Origin of the sequence: Nonomuraea ferruginea (assembly GCF_039540635.1) — a bacterium.
Taxonomy (GTDB): domain Bacteria; phylum Actinomycetota; class Actinomycetes; order Streptosporangiales; family Streptosporangiaceae; genus Nonomuraea; species Nonomuraea ferruginea.
In genome coordinates this window covers 240,135-261,864 of sequence record NZ_BAABFD010000002.1, presented here as the reverse complement: position 1 = coordinate 261,864, position 21,730 = coordinate 240,135, and the positions used below count along the sequence as shown (strand labels likewise).

General features: G+C 69.0%; 18 protein-coding genes. 12 read left to right on the top strand and 6 right to left on the bottom strand.

Translation table 11 applies throughout. The annotated features are described in order from the left end of the window. Window positions 1-54 precede the first annotated feature (54 nt). On the bottom strand, window positions 55-1,389 hold the full coding sequence (locus tag ABD999_RS04515; protein WP_271276542.1) for a serine/threonine-protein kinase: 1,335 nt from the start codon (window positions 1,387-1,389) through the stop codon (window positions 55-57). A 244-nt stretch (window positions 1,390-1,633) separates the two neighbouring features. Between ABD999_RS04515 and ABD999_RS04510 the strand changes: the two genes are divergently transcribed. Further along, window positions 1,634-1,933 carry an alpha-ketoglutarate-dependent dioxygenase AlkB family protein gene (locus ABD999_RS04510; RefSeq protein WP_271276543.1) on the top strand — a complete coding sequence of 100 codons (300 nt, stop codon included), beginning with the start codon at window positions 1,634-1,636 and terminating at the stop codon, window positions 1,931-1,933. Continuing rightward, window positions 1,908-2,177, top strand: a complete 270-nt coding sequence (locus ABD999_RS43855) for an alpha-ketoglutarate-dependent dioxygenase AlkB (protein ID WP_378525109.1) — start codon at window positions 1,908-1,910, stop codon at window positions 2,175-2,177. The genes ABD999_RS04510 and ABD999_RS43855 overlap by 26 nt, the downstream gene beginning before the upstream one ends. Before the next feature lie 556 nt (window positions 2,178-2,733). On the opposite strand, the gene ABD999_RS04505 is transcribed toward ABD999_RS43855, so the two are convergent. Then, a complete protein-coding gene (locus ABD999_RS04505; protein ID WP_271276544.1) occupies window positions 2,734-3,240 on the bottom strand; it encodes a hypothetical protein in 507 nt (168 codons plus the stop codon). A gap of 281 nt (window positions 3,241-3,521) precedes the next feature. On the opposite strand from ABD999_RS04505, the gene ABD999_RS04500 reads away from it, so the two are divergent. The 3 genes from ABD999_RS04500 (at window position 3,522) to ABD999_RS04490 (ending at window position 5,841) form a co-directional block, all read left to right on the top strand. Next, window positions 3,522-3,737 (top strand): hypothetical protein, encoded by a 216-nt coding sequence (locus ABD999_RS04500; RefSeq protein WP_271276545.1) that lies wholly within the window; start codon window positions 3,522-3,524, stop codon window positions 3,735-3,737. A 52-nt stretch (window positions 3,738-3,789) separates the two neighbouring features. After that, window positions 3,790-4,587, top strand: a complete 798-nt coding sequence (locus ABD999_RS04495; RefSeq protein ID WP_271276546.1) for a hypothetical protein — start codon at window positions 3,790-3,792, stop codon at window positions 4,585-4,587. Between the two features lie 411 nt (window positions 4,588-4,998). Further along, complete coding sequence (locus ABD999_RS04490; protein ID WP_271276547.1) at window positions 4,999-5,841, top strand: alpha/beta fold hydrolase; 843 nt, start codon at window positions 4,999-5,001, stop codon at window positions 5,839-5,841. A 130-nt stretch (window positions 5,842-5,971) separates the two neighbouring features. Here ABD999_RS04490 and ABD999_RS04485 read toward each other — a convergent pair whose 3' ends face one another. Then, entirely contained in the window at window positions 5,972-8,032 is a 2,061-nt protein-coding gene (locus ABD999_RS04485) for a beta-galactosidase (RefSeq protein ID WP_271276548.1), read from the bottom strand. 160 nt (window positions 8,033-8,192) lie between these two features. Between ABD999_RS04485 and ABD999_RS04480 the strand changes: the two genes are divergently transcribed. The 6 genes from ABD999_RS04480 (at window position 8,193) to ABD999_RS04455 (ending at window position 16,094) form a co-directional block, all read left to right on the top strand. Continuing rightward, a complete protein-coding gene (locus ABD999_RS04480) occupies window positions 8,193-9,200 on the top strand; it encodes a LacI family DNA-binding transcriptional regulator (protein WP_271276549.1) in 1,008 nt (335 codons plus the stop codon). Between the two features lie 247 nt (window positions 9,201-9,447). Then, complete coding sequence (locus tag ABD999_RS04475) at window positions 9,448-11,865, top strand: beta-xylosidase/alpha-l-arabinosidase (protein ID WP_271276550.1); 2,418 nt, start codon at window positions 9,448-9,450, stop codon at window positions 11,863-11,865. Continuing rightward, window positions 11,865-12,851: an ABC transporter permease gene (locus ABD999_RS04470; protein ID WP_271276551.1), complete on the top strand. Its 987-nt coding sequence runs from the start codon at window positions 11,865-11,867 to the stop codon at window positions 12,849-12,851. The genes ABD999_RS04475 and ABD999_RS04470 overlap by 1 nt, the downstream gene beginning before the upstream one ends. Continuing rightward, the gene (locus ABD999_RS04465) at window positions 12,845-13,723 is read left to right on the top strand and encodes a carbohydrate ABC transporter permease (RefSeq protein ID WP_148031990.1); all 879 of its coding nucleotides are present in this window, start codon (window positions 12,845-12,847) and stop codon (window positions 13,721-13,723) included. The genes ABD999_RS04470 and ABD999_RS04465 overlap by 7 nt, the downstream gene beginning before the upstream one ends. A gap of 36 nt (window positions 13,724-13,759) precedes the next feature. Beyond that, window positions 13,760-15,397: an ABC transporter substrate-binding protein gene (locus ABD999_RS04460; RefSeq protein WP_271276552.1), complete on the top strand. Its 1,638-nt coding sequence runs from the start codon at window positions 13,760-13,762 to the stop codon at window positions 15,395-15,397. Between the two features lie 4 nt (window positions 15,398-15,401). After that, window positions 15,402-16,094 (top strand): hypothetical protein, encoded by a 693-nt coding sequence (locus tag ABD999_RS04455; protein ID WP_271276553.1) that lies wholly within the window; start codon window positions 15,402-15,404, stop codon window positions 16,092-16,094. Here ABD999_RS04455 and ABD999_RS04450 read toward each other — a convergent pair. After that, window positions 16,088-18,148: an alpha-glucuronidase gene (locus tag ABD999_RS04450; RefSeq protein WP_271276554.1), complete on the bottom strand. Its 2,061-nt coding sequence runs from the start codon at window positions 18,146-18,148 to the stop codon at window positions 16,088-16,090. The two genes, ABD999_RS04455 and ABD999_RS04450, sit on opposite strands and share 7 nt — an antisense overlap. A 61-nt stretch (window positions 18,149-18,209) precedes the next feature. Between ABD999_RS04450 and ABD999_RS04445 the strand changes: the two genes are divergently transcribed. Beyond that, window positions 18,210-19,100, top strand: a complete 891-nt coding sequence (locus tag ABD999_RS04445) for an SDR family oxidoreductase (protein ID WP_271276555.1) — start codon at window positions 18,210-18,212, stop codon at window positions 19,098-19,100. Here the strand turns inward: ABD999_RS04445 and ABD999_RS04440 are convergent. Both ABD999_RS04440 and ABD999_RS04435 read right to left on the bottom strand, forming a co-directional pair. Further along, window positions 19,091-20,119, bottom strand: coding sequence for a helix-turn-helix transcriptional regulator (locus tag ABD999_RS04440; RefSeq protein ID WP_271276556.1), 1,029 nt, complete (start codon window positions 20,117-20,119; stop codon window positions 19,091-19,093). The genes ABD999_RS04445 and ABD999_RS04440 overlap by 10 nt on opposite strands. After that, a complete protein-coding gene (locus ABD999_RS04435) occupies window positions 20,101-21,690 on the bottom strand; it encodes a CocE/NonD family hydrolase (protein ID WP_271276557.1) in 1,590 nt (529 codons plus the stop codon). Before ABD999_RS04435 ends, ABD999_RS04440 begins: the two co-directional genes overlap by 19 nt. Window positions 21,691-21,730 lie beyond the last annotated feature (40 nt).

The window sequence follows — 21,730 nt, the reverse complement described above, 5'->3', positions numbered from 1 at the left end:
GTCGCGTGATGATGAGGAGCAACTCTTCCGTGGCTCCTGACCGGGACCGATCGGTCAGGAGCCGTTCCATCGATGTCTGAGTCCACCTGCGACGTGGCAGACCCGGCGTCGGGAGCTCCAGGCCAACCCGGCCGCGACGAGGACGACGATGCTGATCACGGCCAGCGACACCGTCGCCGACTCTCGCCCTGACAGCTCCATCGTGCTCCGCAAGGTCTCGCCCGCGCCGTGGAAGGCGAACGCGGCCGCACCGCAACCGAAGACGAACCCCGCGACACCGACGAGCGCGGTGATGGTCTTGCCTACGCGCACCGGCAGGAACCACGCGAGACCGGCACACAGCAAGCCGGTGAGGACGACATCGGCAACGGCGACGATCAGCAAGGCGACGCTGAGCACGGCATCGTCCCCGTAGTGCTCGAAGTGCTCCCACGTCCCGCCGGCATCGGGGAGCCCGGCGACGCCGACCGCCGTGACGATGGCCATCAGCGCGGCAACACCCATGGGCTGCCACGCCTTCGGCCGCGCCGGGAGGATCTTGGTGTCGCGCTGCACGTGGACCTCGGCGGCGGGCTGTGCCCCTGCCATGGTCAGTGCTTCGGCGACGGTCGGCCTGCGCTGCGGGTCCTTGTCCAGCAGCCGGGTGATCAGCTGCGTGAGCGGTCCGGTCCGTCGCGGCGCCGGGGCCTCCTCCAGCAGCACCGCGGCCAGCGTCGCCTCGTGGGTGTCGCGGCGGAACGGCGAGACGCCCTCGACGGCCTGATAGAGGGTCACGCCGAGGGAGAACAGATCGCCGGCGGGAAGGCCGTCGGTGCCGCGCAACCGCTCGGGCGCCGTGTACTCGGCCGAGCCGATGAGCATCCCGGTGGCGGTCAGCGCGGTGTCGGTGTTGTGGATCGCGGTCCCGAAGTCGGTGAGCAGGACCTTCCCGTTCTCGGCGAGCATGACGTTGGCGGGTTTGATGTCGCGGTGCACGACACCTTCCCGGTGCGCCGCGCCGACGGCCGTCAGCAGTGCGGCGGCGACTTCGGCGGCCCTGCCCGCCGGAAGCGGTCCGTGCTCCGCGAGGTGCTCGCTCAGCGAGCGGCCGTCGACGAGTTCCATGACGATCCAAGGAAGGCCGCCGTCGACGACGACGTCGTGGACCGCGACGATGCCGTCGTACTTGCGCAACCGGGCGGCGTTGCGGGCCTCGCGCGTGGCGCGCGCCAGCCGCTCGGCTCGTTCGTTCTCCGGCAGCCCTGCCGGCAGCCGCAGTTCCTTGATCGCCACGTCCACGTCGAGTGTCGTGTCGCGGGCCCGCCAGACCCGCCCGAAACCCCCGGACCCCAGTTCGGCGACCAGCCGGTAGCGCCCGCCGACCACATCACCGGCCAGCCTCGAACTCATGACCGTCTCCCGCCATCGTGCTCGGCACGAACAGTTGATCAGAGTACAGCCACCGATATCGGTGCATGCCTGTTTGCGCTTATGCGAAGGCGACGGTCATCGCGTCTGCGGGCCGGTGTTATTCGCTGGCCCGCGGGTGCGAGCCCCTTCTAGGATCCCGGCCATGCCGTCCCTTCGTCGCCAGCGACAACGTGAGTTCACACCGCACCACTGGTTGAACCCCCACCCCCGCGACGGAGAAACAATGACCGCACCGCCACTCGACGTCCGCTATTTCGCGGACGCACTGCCCCATGCCGACACTGATCTGGCCTTCCTCCTCGCCGAGGTGACCTGGGACGACCGCATGCGTGCGCGCCGTACCGCCAGCTTCGGTGTGCCGTACAACTACTCCGGCCAGCACTACGAACCCATGGCGATGCCGTCGCGGATCGCGGCGATCGCGGCCCGCGTCGGTGAGTTCGCGGGTCACCCCTTCAACAAATGCCTGGCCAACTGTTACGAAACCGGCGACAACCATGGGCTTCCACCAGGATTCCTATGAGGGTCTGACTCCGTCCAGCGCGATCGCGATCGTCTCGCTCGGCGCGACACGTCCCCTGGTATTCCGCAGCGTCGACCGGGCCCACCGCACGGAACTCGTCCTGGAGCACGGGTCATTGCTCCTGATGACACAGAAGACTCAGTGCACCTGGACCCACGGTGTCCCCCGCACCACTTCCGCCGGACGCCGCATCAGCCTCACGTTCCGTTGTTTCGATACAGGGCCCGTCAATCCTTCCAGGTGAATCTCGACGCTCTTGAAGTGAAGGCAGCTGCAGGCACGGAGACAGGTCGAGGCCGGCTCGCCCGGGAACGGAGGCGCTCCGTACAGATCGCGGTGGGTATGCGCAAATTCTGGGGATCACCAAGGGGGACACATCAAGATCAGGATAAATTCGGTCACCGGCTACGACAACAACCCACGCATGGGCCGATTCGGCGTACCTGCGACTAAATTCCTGATCAAAGGCACAACAAGTCCAAGCGTGGTTCCGACGAACCAGAGGGTACGATGATGAGCCCGGAAGAACTCGAGCGAGAGAATGAGGCAGTTCTGGACGCGGTCCAGGCGCTATTGGGCCTCATCTCCCCAGATGTGATTGCCGTGGCAGTCCGTGCGGAGAAGGATCGCATCGAATTGAGCTTCTGGGTTCGACGCCGTACGAGCGAACTCGACGAGGACATAGAGGATGCAATCTTCGACATGGAGGCTCTCCATTCTGGGGAAGGTCCTCTTATCGAGCCAATTGTCCATGACGGAGCACCCGATCCTGCGATGCTAGGTCCATACGTTCGGATGATCTACTGGGCGAAGCACTGAGGCTTTTTTCGTGCGCCCAGCAGAGCAGGAGGTGAAGCCGTGACATAGCGGTGGATCTTGCTGTTCGTAAGCTCGTCGTCGCTTGCCGATGGGAGTCCGGCCCGGGTAGCTGCCAGGAGGCCCGGCAGCAGCCCGCCCTTGTGGTGGGACAAGGGAGTGCCGAGCCTCTCGAAATCGGGGCGAAGGCCATGGACGCGGTGAAGATCCTGGAAGCAGCCGTCAAGGACTCCCCGGCGTATGGGGCGCGGAACGTGCCGATAGTGGCGGCGGGAACTGGGGGAGGCCCTCCCCGGCCCGGCAACCTGCGGAAGCTTGTGGTGGGAAACGTTCAGGTCGTGGGCGAAGCACAGCACGTCGTGCTCGCGGTCGCGCAAGACTTCCAGCAGGACGTTGCCGAGCAGTTGGGTGACGGTCTTGGCCGGTCCGGGGATGCGGCGGACCTCGGACAGGCCGACCCGGACGCCGTGTCGGAAGCTGTTGATCCCCATGGCCTTGGTGCCGGGTTGGGGCGGCCTCAGGGCTCTTGCCCCGTCTCTGACGGCATGCAAGGGTGGCCTGATCTCCGATGGTCGGCCTCCATGCATGTGGCAACACCTTGGCTGCTGCTGTGAGGGACGCTGCAGGCACGGAGATGGGCGTGAAAGGGCAGTCGAGGTCGGCTCACCCGAGGCCGGAGGCGCTTCGGAGGCTGTGATGGTACAGATCGCGGGGATGAATGGGCGGGCCGGGGTCAGCACCTGATGCTGTCCATTGAAGAAGATGGCAGAGGATGGATCTCGTGAAGGTGAATTGGACGCCCCTTGTCCTCACAGGCGTAGCTCTCGTCGTCGCCGCTATTTCGCTTGCTCTGAAGGCAAGTCCTGACCCTGACGTGGTCCGAATCGGCGGCACCCTCGGCGCCGTGGGAATCCTGGTGGGCACGGCAGCCCTCGTGGTCTATGGGATCCAGCGCGAGATCGAACGGGATCGAGACCGTCGCATGTGATCGCATCCTGTCCGTGCTCTGAATGTGATCCGAGCGGGGCATCATCACGTTGATGAAAAGGATCACCGTGACTTTGGTGGCCTGTGGTGTTCTGCTGGCAGGCGGTGATTCTTCTCACGCAGTGACCAAGGACCCCGTACGGGCGCTTGATGCTCTTCTGGCGCCGGGACGTGGCGTGCACTTCACCGAGGTGACCACTCTGTCAGGTGGCGCCGGCGAACGGGTGGAGCGCCAGCGTACGGGGCTCTTCGAGTTCAACGCGGACGGCGGCGTCAAGGCCCTCCACGTCACCACCACGGGGGGTGAGCACGGACGTGAACGTGCTATCGGCTTCAACCACGACGTAGGCGGCACCGGCTACCGTTCCGGGGGCCCTGTAGGAAAGTGGCTGAAGACGGGCAACGACTGGTGGAAGGATTCTCACCAGTCGCACCTCTGGCACACAGAGTTGCTTGGTTATGACGAGCAACTCGTCAACCCGGCCGAGCCCGCGACCCTGGACGCTCTGCTGAAGAACGGGAAGCGGAGTGGAGACACCATCACGGGCGTAATCACTTTCGAGGAGCTTGAGCGGGTTTCCCTCTGGGCGCAGCACTCGACGCACGCCGGCTGGGATTCGGGCACGAGACTGTCCTACACCATCACTCTGAACTCCATGAACGTGATCAGCAGGGTGCGGAGCACATTCACATTCGCCGACGGCCTGGACGAACTGGTAGGCAGAACCCTCCACGTCGACACCCGCTACAGCCGGTGGGGTGGCAATGTCTCCATCAAGGCGCCGGACCCTGGTGAGACGACCACCGAGCTATGCATCGAGGGCATCTGCAATTGGCGCCTTCCTGGCTGACGGGCAGAGCATATCCCGATCGTCTGTGACAACACCTTGAGGGAGATCTCCGAATGCAGGTAATGTCCCGTAGCTCCGATGCGATCGTCCTCGAACTCTCTGTCAAAGAGATGCGCACAATCATCGCGGGTCTGCGTGAAGCAGATCAGGAGTTGGAAGACTGGGAGTTTCAGACAAGAACCGGAGTCGAGCGAAGCGCGATGAGAGAGTTGCACCACGCCATCCACGATGCACTTTATGGAGCTGGGGCGTAAGTATTCGTCCCTGGCGGCGGCGGCCGTCGACTGTTGCGGGTCCGCAGAGTGGACAGACCTCACGAGGATGTGCATGCACAGCGGTTTCCGAATCGTTGCCCGTGCATGGGCGGGAACGGGGAATCTAAGGACAGGAGAGATCGGACAGGGGGATCTGATGGACCTGAAACACAAGCGTGCCGAGACCAATGGGGTCCGGCTTCATTACGTCGTCGCCGGATCGGGGCCGATCGTCCTGTGCCTGCACGGCTGGCCGGAAACGCACCGTGAGTACTTGATCATCATCGAGCGACTGGGCCACAAGTACCGTTTCATCGCTCCTGATCTGAGGGGGTTCGCCGACAGTGACAAGCCGTTCAGCGGCTACGAGCCCAAGACGATCGCTGCCGACATGCTGGGCCTGCTCGATGCGGAGGACATAGAGCATTTTCACATTCTGAGCCATGATCTGGGTGGCCCTGCCTCCGTCGCCCTTGCCTACCTGGCAGAGGATCGCGCCTTGTCGCTCTCGACGATCGAAACGCCGTTCTTCGGCCTCGACTACCCGGGCTACGTGGATCCCCGCATTGCGTACTGGCACCTCGGGATGCATATGAACATGGACATCACCCGTTTCCTCATCGAGGGACGCGAAGAGCAATATCTGCGGCACTTCTTCCGAGATTTCGCCTACGATCCGACCGCGGTGCCGGAATCGGAGATCCAGGCATATGTCATGCAGATGCGTCAGCCCGGCAATTTGCGTGCGAGCCTCAACCTCTACGGCTCCATTCCGCAGTCGGCCGACCAGATGAGGGAGCTGACCGAGGAGAAGCTGACCGTGCCGATGATGGCATGGGGCGGCCGATCGTCCTTCGGATCTCACTGCATCGACAGTGCGAAGGCCATCGCGACGAACGTGCACGGCGGCGTCATCGAGGAGTGCGGTCACTGGGTGTTCCAGGAGCGGACTGGCTTCATCTGCGAGGAGATGGATCGGTTCTGGGCCAACGCCGACTGAAAAGCCAGGGAATGCGTTCTTGGGTGCCGCCGGACGATGGCGGCAACGTAGTTCAGCGTCTGGGACGACAAATCGACGGCAGCACGATGGAACAGCATCTCGAGTTCCGGGTCGGTGCCACCCTCCACGGTCACAGGCTGGCGCCCGAGGCGATTCTCGTCGTCCTGTCGTCGGGCTGCGGCCCTGATTTTCCGCCGCCGATCTCGATGACCGTTGCGCCCAGTGGAGCGAGGGTGATCTCCTCCGCTACTTCAGCTCCAGTCAGCAGGTCGATGCCGGCGAAGGTGAGGGGAACGGTGGTGGGCTCATCGGCGCTGTGGTTGAGCAAGAAGAGGTACTTGTCCCCTCTGATCGTGCACTCCACGTGCGAGGGAACTCCGGCGAACGGCGACTCCACGCCCGCCTCCCGGACGGCATCCACCAGCACCTCACCGAAAGCCGACTCCTCCAGCAGCGTGGCGAAATACACCACCCGGCCGGAGCCGAAGGTGTTCTCGACGACGGCCGCGCGGCCGGAGAGGAGGCCGTCCTGGTAAACCGCCAAGGGCTTGCCGGTTTCCAGGTGGAGGTCTTCGCGCCACCAGGTCGACGTGGTCACCCGGCCGTCGGTGAACTCGACGGTGAAGGTCTCGGCGGGGCGCGCCGGCCAGTATTCGTCGATCTTGGCCCCGATCAGCTCACGGAACGCCCCCGGATACCCGTCCGGCCGGACGCGGTTGCAGGAATCCACCACGCCGGAGAAGAACGACATGATGACCGTCCCGCCGTTACGGGCGAACTCCTGGATGCCCGATACCCCGACATCATCGATCAGGTACGCGTTAGGGACGATCAACACCTTGTACGGGGACAGATCGCTGGAGGCGGACACCACGTCCAAAGGCACATGCTCCCGCCACAGCGGCGTGTAGTGCCGCATCACCGTGTCCGCATAGCTGAAGTCATTACGCGGCAGCCCGTACGTCTCCTCCAGCCCCCACCACCCGTTCCAGTCGAACAAGATAGCCACGTCGGCCCGAGACGAGGTCCCGGCGACCCCCGACAGCAACCGGAGCTCCCGGCCCAGCTCCACCACCTCACGGAAGGTACGGGACGACGGCCCGGAGTGGGGGAGCATCGCCGAGTGGAGACGCTCCTGGCCGCCCCGGCTGGCCCGCCACTGGAAGAACATCACCGAGTCCGCCCCCCGCGACAGCGCCTGCAGTGACCCGAGCAGCATCCGCCCCGGCTCCTTGACCACGTTCAGCTTCCACTGACTCACCGCCGAGGCCGCCTGCTCCATCAGCATCCACGGCTGACCGCCCTTCAACGAGCGGAACAGGTCGTACTGGAAGGCGGCCGAGATGTGCGACGACGGGTCCGCCGGGTCGGGGTAGATGTCGAGGGCGACGGCGTCCTCTTCCGGCGCCCAGCGCCAGTAGTCGGCATGGCGATAAAAGCGCATAAAGTTGGTCATGACTGGAATGTCGTCCCGGAACGACCGGACGATGTCCCGCTCGGCGACGAAACACTCCAGCAGCGCGTCCGACGTGAACCGCTTGAAGTCGAGCCGCCGCGCCGGATTGGACCACGACCGCGGGATGTTCGGCACCTCGATCTGCTCCCAGGACGTGTAGACCTGCCCCCAGAACCGGGTGGTCCACGCCTCGTTCAGCGCGTCGAGGGACCCGTACCTCCGCCGCAGCCACTCCCGGAAAGCCACGGAACTGGCCGGGTTGTACGCCGTCGGCCCGTACTCGTTGCTGATGTGCCACATCGCCAGCGCCGGATGGTACGAGTACCGCTCGGCCAGCTTGGTGGTGATCGCCGCAGCGTACCGCCGGTAGATCGGCGAGGACGGGTCGTAGTGCAGCCGGCTGCCGAACCCGAACGGCTCCCCGTCCGCCATGATCGGGAAGACCTCGGGATGCAACTGGGTCAGCCACACTGGCGGCGCGGCAGTCGGAGTGGCCAGGTTGACCGCGATGCCGTTGCCGTGCAGCAGGTCCATGACCTCGTCGAGCCAGCCGAACGCGTACGTACCCGGCTCGGGTTCCAGTGAGGCCCAGGCGAAGACGCCGAGCGAGACGACGTTGACCCCGGCCTCGCGCATCAGCCGCACGTCCTCGCGCCACACGGCCGGGTCCCACTGCTCGGGGTTGTAGTCACCGCCGTACGCCAGCCCGCCGACGCGACTCCTGAACGCGGCCATACGAGACATTGCGCTCCCCAACCAGCGGTCCATCGACGCCGCACGGGCATCAGAAAGTTTCGGTAGGAGTTGCCGGAAACTTGGCCGTCACTTGTTGCGTTACGGTAGGCTCCGCTTCGCGGCGCTGTCAACAGCGCCACGAGCGCTCCCAGGGGGTTCCGTGCAACGCGCCACGCTCGCCGACATCGCCGCGACCGCCGGTGTCTCCGTGCCCACGGTCTCCAAGGTCCTGAGCGGCCGCAAGCACGTCTCGCCCACCACCCGCGACCGCGTGCTGGAGGCGGCCAGGGCCCACGGCTACGAGCCGCCGCGCCCGCCGGGCGGACCCCGGGCCGGCATCGTCGACCTGCTCATCAACGGCCTCGGCTCGCCCTGGGCGCACGTCCTCATCGAGGGCGCCGAGGCGGCGGCCGCGCGCTGGGGCTTCTCGCTCGTGGTCACCTCCTCCTACCGCCCCGACTTCGACCGGCGGCGCTGGGTGGGCATGCTGCGCAAGCGCGGCACCGACGGCATCGTGCTGGTGCTGTCGCGGGCCGGCCAGGAGGAGATCGAGGCGATCAAGGACCTGCTGCACGTCCCGCTGGTCCTGCTCGACCCCGTCGGCCAGCGCGAGCTGGGGCTGTCGGCCGTCGGCGCGACCAACTGGGCCGGCGGCGTCCAGGCGACCACCCACCTGCTGGAGCTCGGCCACCGGCGCATCGGCTTCATCGGCGGCCCGCTCGACAAGCAGTGCACGCTCGACCGCTACGAGGGCTACCTCGCCGCGCACCGCACGTTCGGCATCGACCCCGACCCGGCCCTGACCCGCTACGGCGACTTCCTGATCTCGGGCGGCCGGCTGCACGGCGGCGAGCTGCTCGACCGCCCCGACCGGCCGACAGCGGTCTTCGCCGGATCCGACCCGCAGGCCGCCGGCGTCTACCAGGCCGCCGCCGAGCGCGGCATCCGCGTGCCCCACGAGCTGTCCGTCGTCGGCTTCGACGACTCGCCGCCGTGCGAGATGATGACGCCCCCGCTCACCACCGTGCGCCAGCCGCTCGACGAGATGGCCAACGAGGCGATCCGGCTGGTCCACGAGGAGCTCACGCACCCGCGCTCCACCGGCACCCGCATCGAGCTCGCCACGAGTCTCGTCGTACGGAGCAGCACCGCTCCTCCCGCCGGCTGACTCGTCGTACGGCGGCATCATGCGGGCGGGCGTCACCCCTCGCACGGGTCTCTGAAAGTTTCTGGCAAACGCGCCCCGCCCTGGACGTTGCCGCAGGTGCGCATCTCCTGGTGCGGCCGGGCTCCGACACCCCTCTTGACACCTCTCGACGCGCGCCCTAAGTTGCCGAAATATTAACGGGTCTCCGAAAATTTTCGGCAAAGTCCGGCATTGCGGTTTCCGTATGCCGCCCGGCCGAGAGGATGGCATGACGGGCCAGTCACCCCCCGACACCACGCCCGGCGCGAACTCCCCCTGGCGGGACCGGAGGCTGACGCCCGCCGAGCGGGCCGACGCCCTCGTCCCGCTCATGACGCTGGAAGAGAAGATCGCCCAGCTCGTCGGCGTCTGGGCCGGCGCCGACCCATCGGGGGACGGCGTCGCCCCGCGCCAGGCCGACATGAACGTCGTCGACTGGGCCACGGTCATCCGCCACGGCCTGGGCCAGCTCACCCGCCCGTACGGCACCGCCCCGGTCGACCCGGCGGCGGGCGCCCGGTCCCTGGACGCCTCCCAGCGGGAGATCATGGCGGCCAACCGGTTCGGCATCCCGGCCCAGGTGCACGAGGAATGCCTGACCGGCTTCTCCGCCTGGCGGGCGACCGTGTACCCGGCGCCGCTGAGCTGGGGCGCGTCCTTCGACCCGGGGCTCATCGAGGAGATGGCCGGGCGGATCGGGCGCTCCATGCGCGCGGCCGGCGTGCACCAGGGCCTCGCGCCGGTCCTCGACGTGACCCGCGACTACCGCTGGGGGCGCACCGAGGAGACCATCGGCGAGGACCCTTACCTGGTCGGCAGCATCGGCGCCGCCTACGTGCGCGGGCTGGAGGGCGCCGGGATCGTCGCCACCCTCAAGCACTTCGCCGGCTACGCGGCCTCCCGCGGGGGACGCAACCTCGCTCCCGCGCACATGGGGCCGCGTGAACTGTCCGACGTCGTGCTGCCGCCGTTCGAGATGGCGTTGCGCCTGGGTGGCGCCAGGTCGGTCATGAACTCGTACGCGGAGATCGACGGCGTGCCCGTGGCCGCCGACGAGAGCCTGCTCACCGGGCTGCTGCGCGATGAGTGGGGCTTCACCGGCACGGTGGTCGCCGACTACTTCGCCGTCCGGTTCCTGCAGAGCCTCCATGGGGTGGCCGGGGACGGGGCGGAGGCGGCCGGGCTCGCCCTGCGCGCCGGCATCGACGTCGAACTCCCCACCGTCGACACCTACGGCGGGCCGCTCGTCGAGGCCGTCAAGTCCGGCGCGGTCAGCGAGGCGCTGATCGACCGCGCACTCCGCCGCGTCCTGACCCAGAAGGCCGAACTCGACCTGCTCGACGAGGACTGGCAACCGATCCCGGACCCTCAAGTTCCGGGTCGCGCGGATGACGGCGTGGAGGAGGAGGGTGTCGGGGGTCGTGGTGGTTTGAGGCTTGATGACGAGGGGTCTCGGGGGCTTGCTCTGCGGCTGGCTCGGGAGTCTGTCGTGCTGGTGAGGAACGGCGGGGTGTTGCCGCTGGCTGCCGGCCGGCGCGTCGCTCTGGTGGGGCCGGTGGCCGACGATCCGATGGCGATGCTCGGCTGTTACGCCTTTCCGAATCACGTGGGTCCGCACCATCCCGGGCAGGGGCTCGGGCTGGAGATCCCGTCGCTGCGCGAGGAGCTGGCGAAACGGATCCCCGGGCTCACGTACGCGGCGGGCTGCGACGTCAGGGGAGAGGACACCGCAGGCATCGCGGCGGCCGTCGCCGTCGCCGAGGAGAGCGACGTGTGCGTGCTCGCCGTCGGCGACCGGGCCGGGCTGTTCGGGCGCGGCACCTCCGGGGAGGGGTGCGACGCGACCGACCTGAGCCTGCCGGGCGTGCAGGCCGAGCTGGTGCGGGCCGTGCTCGCCACGGGCACCCCGGTGGTGCTGGTGCTGCTCGCCGGTCGCCCGTACGCGCTCGGGCCGGAGACGGACGCGGCCGCGGCCGTGCTGTTCGGCTTCTTCCCGGGCCAGCTCGGCGGTCGAGCCGTCAGCGAGGTGCTCACCGGCGAGGTTAACCCGTCCGGGCGGCTGCCGGTCAGCGTCCCCCGCGACGACGGCGGGCTGCCGGCCACCTACCTGACCCCGCCGTTGGGACGGCGCACCGACGTGTCGTCGGTCGACCCGACACCCGCGTTCCCGTTCGGGCACGGCCTGACCTACACGACCTTCGAGTGGACAGGGGCCGAGAGCGGCGGCGAGTGGCCCGTCGACGGCGAGACGGTCGCGGCCGTCACCGTCCGCAACACCGGGGAGCGGCCCGGCGCCGAGGTCGTCCAGCTCTACCTGCACGACCCGGTCGCCCAGACCACCCGTCCGGTCGTCCGCCTCATCGGGTACGCCCGCGTGCCGCTGGAGCCCGGCGAGGCCGCCCGCGTCACCTTCACCGTCCACGCCGACCTCGCCTCGTTCACCGGCGTGCGCGGCAGGCGGATCGTCGAGCCCGGCGACGTCGAGCTGCGCCTGTCCCGCTCCAGCGCGGACGTGGCGGCGGCGCTCCCGTTACGCCTGACAGGCGAGGAACGCGAGGTCGCCCGCGAACGGCGCCTGCGACCCACGGTCCGCGTCGAGCGCGGCATGACCGGCGTGGGCCGCCGGGACGGAGCACCGGAGGTCTGATGAGCGCAACCGACACGGTCCCGCCGGACACGCGCGAGCCGCGCCGGGCCCGGCCGGACGGGGGGAAGCCGCCGGCGGCGCCGCGCACCACGTGGCGGCGGGCGCTGCGCCGCGACTGGCAGCTGTACACGCTGGCGCTGCTGCCGTTGGCGTTCTTCCTGGTCTTCAGGTACGTGCCGATGATCGGCAACGTCATCGCCTTCCGCAAGTTCGAGCCGGGCGGCAGCCTCTTCGGCGAGGAGTGGGTGGGGCTGCGCTACGTGCGCATGTTCCTGGACGACCCGACGTTCTGGACGGTGTTCACCAACACGCTCGTCCTCGGCGGCCTGACGCTGCTGTTCTGCTTCCCGCTGCCGATCGTGCTGGCGCTGCTGCTGAACGAGATCCGCACCCGCAAGCTCAAGCGGTTCCTGCAGTCGGTGTCCTACCTGCCGCACTTCCTGTCCATCGTGATCGTGGCAGGCATCGTCATGCAGATGACGGCCGTCGACGGCCCGATCAACCAGCTGCTCAAGGTGGTCGGCGAGGAGCCCGTACCGTTCCTGCAGAAGCCGGAGTGGTTCCGGACGATCTACGTCACGTCCGAGATGTGGCAGACGGTCGGCTGGGGGACGATCCTCTACCTCGCCGCGCTGACCACCATCGACGACCAGCTGTACGAGGCGGCGCGGATCGACGGCGCCGGCCGGTGGCGGCAGATCTGGCACGTCACCCTGCCGGGCATCCGCCCCACGATCGTGACGCTGATGATCCTCAACATCGGCACGTTCATGGCCGTGGGCTTCGAGAAGGTCCTGCTGCTGTACAACCCGCTGACCTATCCGACCGCCGACGTGATCACCACGTACCTGTACCGCATGGGCGTCGAGTCCAGCAGCCTCAGCTACGCCGCCGCGATCGGCCTGTTCGAGGCGCTGATCGGGATCGTGCTCATCACCTCGGCCAACGTGATCTCCCGCCGCACAGTAGGGACGAGCCTGTGGTGAAGCTGGACGACAGCCCCGGCTACCGCGTGTTCCGGTGGATCAACGCGGTGATCCTCACCGGCGTCGTGGTCGTGACCCTGTATCCGTTCGTCAACATCATCGCCCGCTCGTTCAGCGAGGAACGGTACATCGTCACCGGGCAGGTCAACCTGATCCCGCGCGGGTTCAACCTGTCGACCTACGAAGTCCTGATGTCGGACCCGATGTTCTGGACGAACTACCGCAACACGGTGGTCTACACCGTCGTCGCCACGGCCATCGCCATGGTGATGACGACGTGTTACGCGTACGTGCTGTCGAAGAGGCACCTCAAGGGCCGCACGGTCCTCATCTGGATCGCCGTCTTCACCATGATCTTCTCCGGCGGCCTGATCCCCAACTACGTGCTGATCAACAGCCTCGGGCTGACGAACTCCATCTGGGCCATCGTCCTGCCCAACGCCATCAGCGTCTTCAACCTCCTGGTCATGAAGGCGTTCTTCGAGAACCTGCCGACCGAACTGGAGGAGGCCGCCGCGATCGACGGCCTCGGCACCTACGGCATCCTGTGGCGCATCGTGCTGCCGCTGTCGAAGGCGGTCATCGCCACGATGGTGCTCTTCTACGCGGTCTCGTTCTGGAACTCCTGGTTCACCGCGTTCCTCTACCTGCACGAGCAGCGGCTGTTCCCGGTCACCATCTACCTGCGCAACCTCATCGCTGGGGCCACCACCTCGGATTCCTACGGCCTCGCGGCCGGCGACGTGACGCAGGCGGCGTCGAACATCCAGTCGGTGGCGATCATGCTCACCGTCCTGCCCATCCTGGCGGTCTACCCCTTCGTCCAGAGGTACTTCGTCTCCGGCGTCATGCTCGGCGCGGTCAAGGGATAGACCGCAACCCCACCCCCACGGCAAAGGAGTCCCCCCATGCGCGACATCTCACGGCGTCAGGCGATCATCGGACTGGGCGCGTTCACGCTCGTGCTCGCCGGCTGCGGCGAGGACGGCACGGCTCCGAAGGCCGCCGACACGTCCGCGAACAGGGCGGGCGCGATGGCGAACTACGGCGTCGGCCAGCAGTTCAAGGCCACCGAGCCGATCTCCTTCGACGTGCTCTACAACAACCACTCGTTCTACCCCAACAAGAACGACTGGCTGTTCTGGGAAGAGCTCACCAAGCGGACGAACGTGACGCTCAAGCCCGTCGAGGTGCCGCTCAGCGACTACGAGCAGAAGCGCGGCCTGCTCGTGGGATCCGGCCAGGCCCCGCTCATCATCCCGAAGACCTACCCCGGGCAGGAGGACACCTTCGTCTCCTCCGGCGCCATCCTGCCGGTCAGCGACTACCTCGACCTGATGCCGCACTTCAAGGACAAGGTCGCCAGGTGGCGGATGGAACCGGAGCTGAACACGCGCAGGCAGGCCGACGGCCGCTTCTACCTGCTGCCCGGCATGCACGAGAGCGTCTGGGTGGACTACACGCTGGCCGTCAGGACCGACATCCTGGAGAAGCTCGGCTTGGAGGTCCCGGCCACCTGGGACGACCTCTACACGGTGCTGAAGGCGATGAAGGAGGAGTACCCCGACCAGTACCCGATGACCGACCGGTGGGGCGACCCCACCCCGGGCGGCAACCTGTTCAAGCTCGTCGCCCAGGCGTACGGCACCAGGGGCGGCTGGGAGTACCTGCACGCGACCTGGGACCCCGCCGCCGGCAAGTTCGCCTTCACCGGCGCCATGCCGCAGTACAAGCAGATGATCGAGTACCTGCACAAGCTGGTGCAGGAGAAGCTGATCGACCCGGAGAGCTTCACCCAGCAGGACGAGCAGGCCAAGCAGAAGTTCACCTCCGGCAAGTCCTTCGTCATCAGCACCAACGCGCAGAGCCTGATCAACGACTACCGCGGGCCGCTGGAGAAGACGGTCGAGGGGGCCAAGGTCGCCAAGATCCCGGTGCCCATGGGCCCGGTCGGCGACTACAAGATCGGCACCCGGCTGGAGAACGGCATCATGATCTCCAGCAAGGCCAAGGACAATCCGAACTTCGTGGCCATGATGCAGTTCATCGACTGGCTGTGGTACTCCGACGAGGGCCAGGAGTTCGCCAAGTGGGGCGTCGAGGGCACCACGTACACCAAGGACTCCGCCGGCGCCTACAAGCTCGCCGACGACATCGACATGGTCGGCCTCAACCCGGGCGCCTCCAAGCACCTGCAGAAGGACTTCGGCTTCGGCAACGGCGTGTTCGCCTACGGCGGCACCACCAAGCTGCTGCAGTCCACCTTCTCCGAGGAGGAGCTGGAGTTCCAGAACGTGATGAACGCCAGGAAGCAGTGGCCGGTGGACCCGCCGCACCCGTTCACCGACGAGGAGCGCGAGCGGTCGACCCTCTGGGAGACGCCGCTGAAGGACCACGTCACCCAGAACACGCTCAAGTTCATCCTCGGCGAGCGCGACCTGGCCGAGTGGGACGCCTACGTCAAGGAGCTCGAAGCCAAGAACATGACCACCTACATCGACCTGGTCAACGCCGCCGCGGACCGGTTCAAGAAGGAGCACGGCTGAGCCGATGGGCGAGGTGACCGCCGGGCGGCGGTTCGGAGAAGGGCCGCTCTCGCGCGCCGCCGCCCTGATCTACACGATGCTGGTCGTCGAGCTGCTGCTGCTGGCCGCCACCGCGCCGGGCCTGGCCGGGCTGGTGCTGCTCGACCGCGACGCGAGCAACCTGCCGCTGTACGCGCTCTGCGCGCTGCCGGCCGGCCCGGCGCTGTCGGCCGCGCTGTACGCGCTGCGCCACCGCGGCGCCGGCCTGGCGGACCTGTCACCGGCGGCCGCGTTCCTGCGCGGTTACCGGGCCAACGCCGCCGACGTGCTGAAGGTCTGGGCGCCGTGGCTGGCCGGCATGACCGTGGTCGGGGTCAACCTGGCGCACTTCGCCGCCGCCGGGGTGCCGGGTTGGTGGGCGGCCCTGCTGGTCGCCGTCGCGGTGGCGGCCGCGCTGTGGGCCGCCAACGCGCTGGTGATCGCGTCGCTGTTCCGGTTCAGGGCTGTGGACGTCGCCCGGCTGGCCTCGTACTTCCTGGCCCGGTGCCCGGGTGCCACGCTGGGCAACGCGTGCCTGCTGGTCGTGGCGGGCGGGCTCACCCTGCTGGCCACCGAGCTGGCGCCGCTGGCGCTGGCGTCCGCGTTCGCGGCGGGGCTGCTGCGCAACAGCCGGCCGATGATCGCCGAGATCCGCGAGCGCTTCGTGTCCGGTCAGTGAATGCGGCGGCCGTGCGCGTCGGGCACGCCCGACTTGCGGAAGAAGTACGTGTTGATCTGGTCGCGCCACTCCCGGGCGGAACGGAGCTGCTCGTCCAGCAGCTCACGCACCCGGGCGTGCAGCGCCGGGTCCACCAGCCCGACCAGCCCGTCCCAGACGGGCCGCAGCTCCGCGACCTCCTCCGCGCCGGCGAAGTGGGTGTCGTAGATGTGCTGGATGACCGTCTTCCCGCTGTGCAGTACGTGACCGTACGGGACGTGGTGGAAGAAGAGCAGCAGCTCGTCCGGGCACCGCTCCGCCGACTCGTACACCTCCGACCACGGCTCCGGGTACTGGCCGGTGCAGCCCGTGCCGGTGGCGCGCGTCCGGTCCACGCCGACCCCGTCGCGGTCAGCGAAGTGGTACGTGCCCCACGGTGTGTACTCGTAGCCGTCCACGTCCGGGCCGTAGTGGTGACCGGGCCGGACCATGAAGCCGACGCCGAGCGGCGCCGTGTAGCGCTCGTACGTCTCCCACGAACCGTTCATGATCGCGTGCAGCGGCTCCCGCAGGCGGTCGGCCGTGTCCGGGAAGGTCAGGCCGATCCACTCGTCGAGGATCTCCGCCGGGCCGAGCCCCGGGTCCCAGGCCAGCCGCCCGAACGCGTACAGGTTGGCCTGCGCGAGCGGATGCCCGGTCCAGTACGGGTCGTCGCCGGCGTTCGAGACCGCCACCAGCTCGCCGGCGACGCCGGCCACCGTCCGGCCGCCGGGACCCCACGGCTCGAAACCGAGCACCTCGCGCCACATCGGCGCCAGGTAGCAGACGTGCCGCTGCTGGCCGGTGTACTCCTGCGTCACCTGCAGCTCCACCGCCAGCCGGGTGCGCGGCATCGCGGCGATCACCGGCGAGACCGGCTCGCGCACCTGGAAGTCGATCGGCCCGTGCTTGACCTGGAGGATCGCGTTCCCCGCGAACTCCCCGTCGAGCGGTGCGAAGTGGTCGTAAGCGGCCCGCGCCCGGTCGGTGGAACGGTCGCGCCAGTCCTGCCGGTGGTCGTAGACGAAGGCCCGCCAGTGCACCACCCCGCCGTACGGGGCGAGCGCGCCGGCCAGCAGGTTGGCCCCGTCGGCGTGGCTGCGCCCATAGGCGAACGGCCCCGGCTGCCCCTCCGAGTCGGCCTTGACCAGGTAACCGCCGAAATCCGGGATCGCCTCGTACACCCGCGCGGTCGCCCCCGCCCACCAGGCCCGCACGTCCTCGTCCAGCGGGTCGGCGGTGGACAGCCCGCCGAGGACGACGGGCGCGGCGAAGGTGACCGACAGATGGACCCTGATCCCGTACGGGCGCAGCGCGCCGGCGAGGGCGGCCACGTCGCCGAGCCGGTCGGTGAGCAGCCGCGCCTCGGTGGCGTGCACGTTGACGTTGTTCACCGCGACCGCGTTGACGCCGGCGGCGGCCAGCAGCCGCCCGTAGGCGCGCACCCGGTCCAGGTCGCCGCGCGGGCCGCCGTCCGCCCAGAAGATCGAACCGCCCGCGTACCCGCGCTCGACCTGCCCCATCACGGGATGCACGTCCACGTTGTCCCAGTGGTCGAGCATCCGCCGCCGCATCGCGGGCCGATGACGCTCGGCCGGGAAGTCCGCGCCGAACGCCCGCTCGCCCAGCCGGACGACATGGAACAGCCCGTACAGCAGCCCCGCCCCCTCGCCGGCCACCACGGTCACCCCACCCCGCCGCCCGACGAGGAAGTTCTCGTCGCCGTCGGGCGTACCGGTCATCCTGTCGCGCCGCCCGGTCGGAAACGCCTCGTCTCCTCCGGGCGCGGCGCCGGTTTCCCCGGCCTCTTCGCCGTAAAGGACCGCGCGCGCGTGGGCCGGGAGGTGGTCGGACGTGGCCAGCACGAGGTCGGCCTCCCCGCCGTCGCACAGGCTCCCGCCGAACCGGGCGCAGGCCCGCGCGACCTCGTCGCGGACCGTGCCGGCGAGCGGCCCGTCCCCGTGTACGAGGACCCGCCGGGATCCGATCGCCCGGAACGCCTCGGGAGGCAACCAGGCCGGATGGACGTCCGTCATGAGAAGAATCTATCGAGAAAACATGACAGTGGATGTCCTCTTTTCCGGGAAACCTGGTCGCATGATTGCTTTGGTGGCGGGCGCGACCCGCGGAACAGGACGTGGCATCGCCGTCGAACTCGGCGCCGCCGGCGCGACGGTCTACTGCACCGGCAGGACGACCCGGGAGCGGCGCTCGGAGATGGACCGGCCCGAGACGATCGAGGAGACGGCGGAACTGGTGACGAAGGCCGGCGGCACCGGCATCCCCGTGCGGGTGGACCATCTTGATCCGGCCCAGGTCAAGGCCCTGGTCGAGCGGATCGACCGCGAGCAGGGCCGGCTCGACGTGCTGGTGAACGACGTCTGGGGCGGCGACAAGCTCTGGAGCTGGAACACCCCGGTCTGGGAGCAGGACCTGGAGAAGGGGCTGAGGATGCTCAGCCTGGGCGTGCACACCCACCTCATCACCAGCCACCACGCGCTGCCGCTCCTGATCAGGAACAAGGGCGGCCTGGTCGTCGAGGTCACCGACGGCACCTGGGACTTCAACGCCCCCCGCTACCGGGAGAACCTCTACTACGACCTGGTCAAGATGTCGGTGAACCGGCTCGCCTTCAGCCAGGCGCACGAACTGCGCCCGCACGGCGGCACGGCGGTGGCGCTCACGCCGGGGTTCCTGCGCTCGGAGGCGATGCTGGAGAACTTCGGCGTCACCGAGGAGAACTGGCGCGACGGGGCCAAGCGGGAGCCGTCGTTCGCGGTCTCGGAGACCCCGGCGTACGCGGGTCGCGCCGTCGCCGCCCTGGCCACCGACCCCGACCGGGCGCGCTGGTCCGGCAAGTCCGTCGACAGCGGCACGCTGGCCAAGGAGTACGGCTTCACCGACGTGGACGGCAGCCGCCCCGACGTGTGGCGGTTCATCGCCGACACCGACGGCGGCAAGCAGCCGAACCCGGACGACTACCGGTAGAGCGCCGTCATGCGGGCGGCGGCCTCCGCGACCATCGACCGTAGTTCCGCCGGCTCCAGCACCTCCGCCTCCGGCCCGAAACGCAGCACCTGCGAGTACGCGATCTCGATCGACTCCACGCGGAGCCGCACCGTGCCGTCGGGCTGAAGTGAGGCCACCGCGTCCGGCAGCGCCGCCGGGTCGGCGACGTGCCGCAGCATCCGCAGCCCGGCTTCGGTGAGCCGCAGCGTGATCGAGGTCCGCAGCAGCGAGTGGCCGAACGCGGCCGACTGCTCGGTCCAGAACGCGGCCAGGTCGAAGCCCGGATCCCGGACGAACACGTCGTCGCGCACGGTGATCTCACCGAACCGGTCCACCCGGAACAACAGGAACCGCGCCTGCCCCGCCGACTGCCCCTGCGGCTGTGCCGATGACGGCCCCGGCCCAGGTGACGGTCCCGGTCCTGGTTTCGGTGATGGTGGGGACGGGGATCGGGCCGCGAGGTACCAGGCGCCCGCCTTGAGCACCAGCCCGTACGGCTCCAGGGTGCGCGTGCGTCCCTTGTATCCGGCGGTCACCCGCCGGTCACCCCACACCGCCCTGGCCAGCGGGGCGAGCTGCGGCGGCGGTGGGGAGTCGTGCGCGAACCAGCCGGGCGCGTCCAGGTGGAAGCGCTGCGCGGCCGTCGCGGGGGCGTCGCGCAGCCCGGGGGAGAGCGCGGCGGCGGCCTTCAGCCGGGCCGTCGCCGCCACCTCCTGCAGCCCCATCTCGCGCAGCGCGCCCGGGACGCCGGACAGGAACAGCGCCTCGGCCTCCGCCCGGTCCAGCCCGGTCAGCCGGGTCCGGTATCCCTCCAGCAGCCGGTAGCCGCCGCCGCGCCCCCGGTCGGCGTAGACAGGGATGCCGGCCGAGGACAGCGCCAGCACGTCGCGGTGGACGGTGCGCTCCGACACCTCCAGCTCGCGGGCCAGCTCCGCCGCCGTCATGCCGCCGCGGCCCTGCAGCAGCAGCACGAGCGACATCAGCCGGGCGGCGCGCACAGCGGCATGATCACGGCGGACGGGTGATCGGGGGAGTGGAAGACCTCGACGTCGCTCGGCACCATCGGCCCGCCGGAATGGGTGAGAGGATCGCCGGTGCCGGGGTTACGGGCGATCGTCGGATAGGCGCCCGCGGCGACGTGCACGCGGACGCGGTGGCCCCGCCTGAACCGGTGGCCGATCGGCCACAGCTCCACCCGTACCCTGCGCACGTCCCCCAGCGTATCGGCGTCCAGCGGGCCGAGGCGGCGCACGCCCTCGCACACGTTCATCGACCGCCCGTCCGGGTGCACGTCGCACACCCGGACGACCACGTCCGCGTACGGGGTGCTGGAGCGGACGTACAGCTCCGCGCTGACCGGGCCGATCATCTCCAGGTCGGACTCCAGCGGGGGCGAGCTGTAGACGAGCACGTCGCGCCGGGCCTCCAGGCGGCGCTGGTCGCGCGGCCGGGAGTCGGCCAGCAGCACCGGGCCGCCGATCACCGGCGTCGGATGGTCCGGGTGGTAGCGGAACCGGTCCGGCTCCGACTCCAGCGGCCCGTCCGTGCCCAGCCCGAAGCCGTGCTGCAGGTGCCAGCGCCGCCGCCGCAGGCCGGGCACCGGCCAGTCCGGGTACTCGCGCCATTCCTCGGCCCCCGTCACGTACAGCCGCACCGGCTGGTCGCGCAGCCCGGAGACGTCGCCCAGCAGGTGGGCGCGGAACCAGGCGAGCGACTCGGCCATCGACGGGCCGATGTGGCGGGCGTCGATGTGGTACCAGGGGCCGATCGTCAGGTACGGCCGCCGGCCCGCCGCCCGCAACGCCGCGTAGTCCTTGAGCTGCCACGGCAGGAACACGTCGTACCAGCCGCCGAGCATGGTGACCGCCGCGTCCACCTCGCCGACCTTGGGGGAGTGGTCGCGCCGGGTCCAGTACGGCGCCGGGTCGGCGTGGTGCGCCAGCAGGTCGCGGTAGAAGCGGAGCGGCCGGCCCGCCGACGCCAGGTCCAGCTCGCCCACCGGCCGCCCCGACAGCACGGCCCGCCGCGTCACCCGCGGCGCGGTCAGCCCGGCCGCGCCGCCGAAGCGGCGGCCCATGTGCTCGGTGAGCGTGGTCCAGCTCAGCGCCGACTCCAGCGCGAACGCGCCGCCCACGTACGCGGCGTCCCTGAACTGGGAGGCGGTGATCTGGGTGGCCATCGCCTTCAGGTCAGGGCCGGCGTACGGGGCCACGGCCCACTGGGTGAACCCCAGGTAAGAGGGGCCGAACATGGCGAACGAGCCCCCGTACCAGGGCTGTTCGCGCATCCACGCGATCGTCGCCAGGCCGTCGTCGTGCTCGTGGCCGAGCGGGTCGAGATCGCCGCCGGAGCCGAAGCCGCCCCGGCAGCTCTGCATCACCACCTGGAAGCCGTGCCAGGCGAACCCGCGCCCGTACAGCAGCCCGAACAGGCCGCGGCGGCCGTACGGGGAGCGGATGAGGACGACCGGCGCCCGCTCCGCCCCGGCGGGGACGTAGCGGTCGGCCAGCAGGGTGACGCCGTCGGGCATCCGCACGGGGATGTCACGGTGGACACGTACGCGTCGCATTACCTACCAGTAACATACGTGGCCGCGCAGGCGGTAGCCC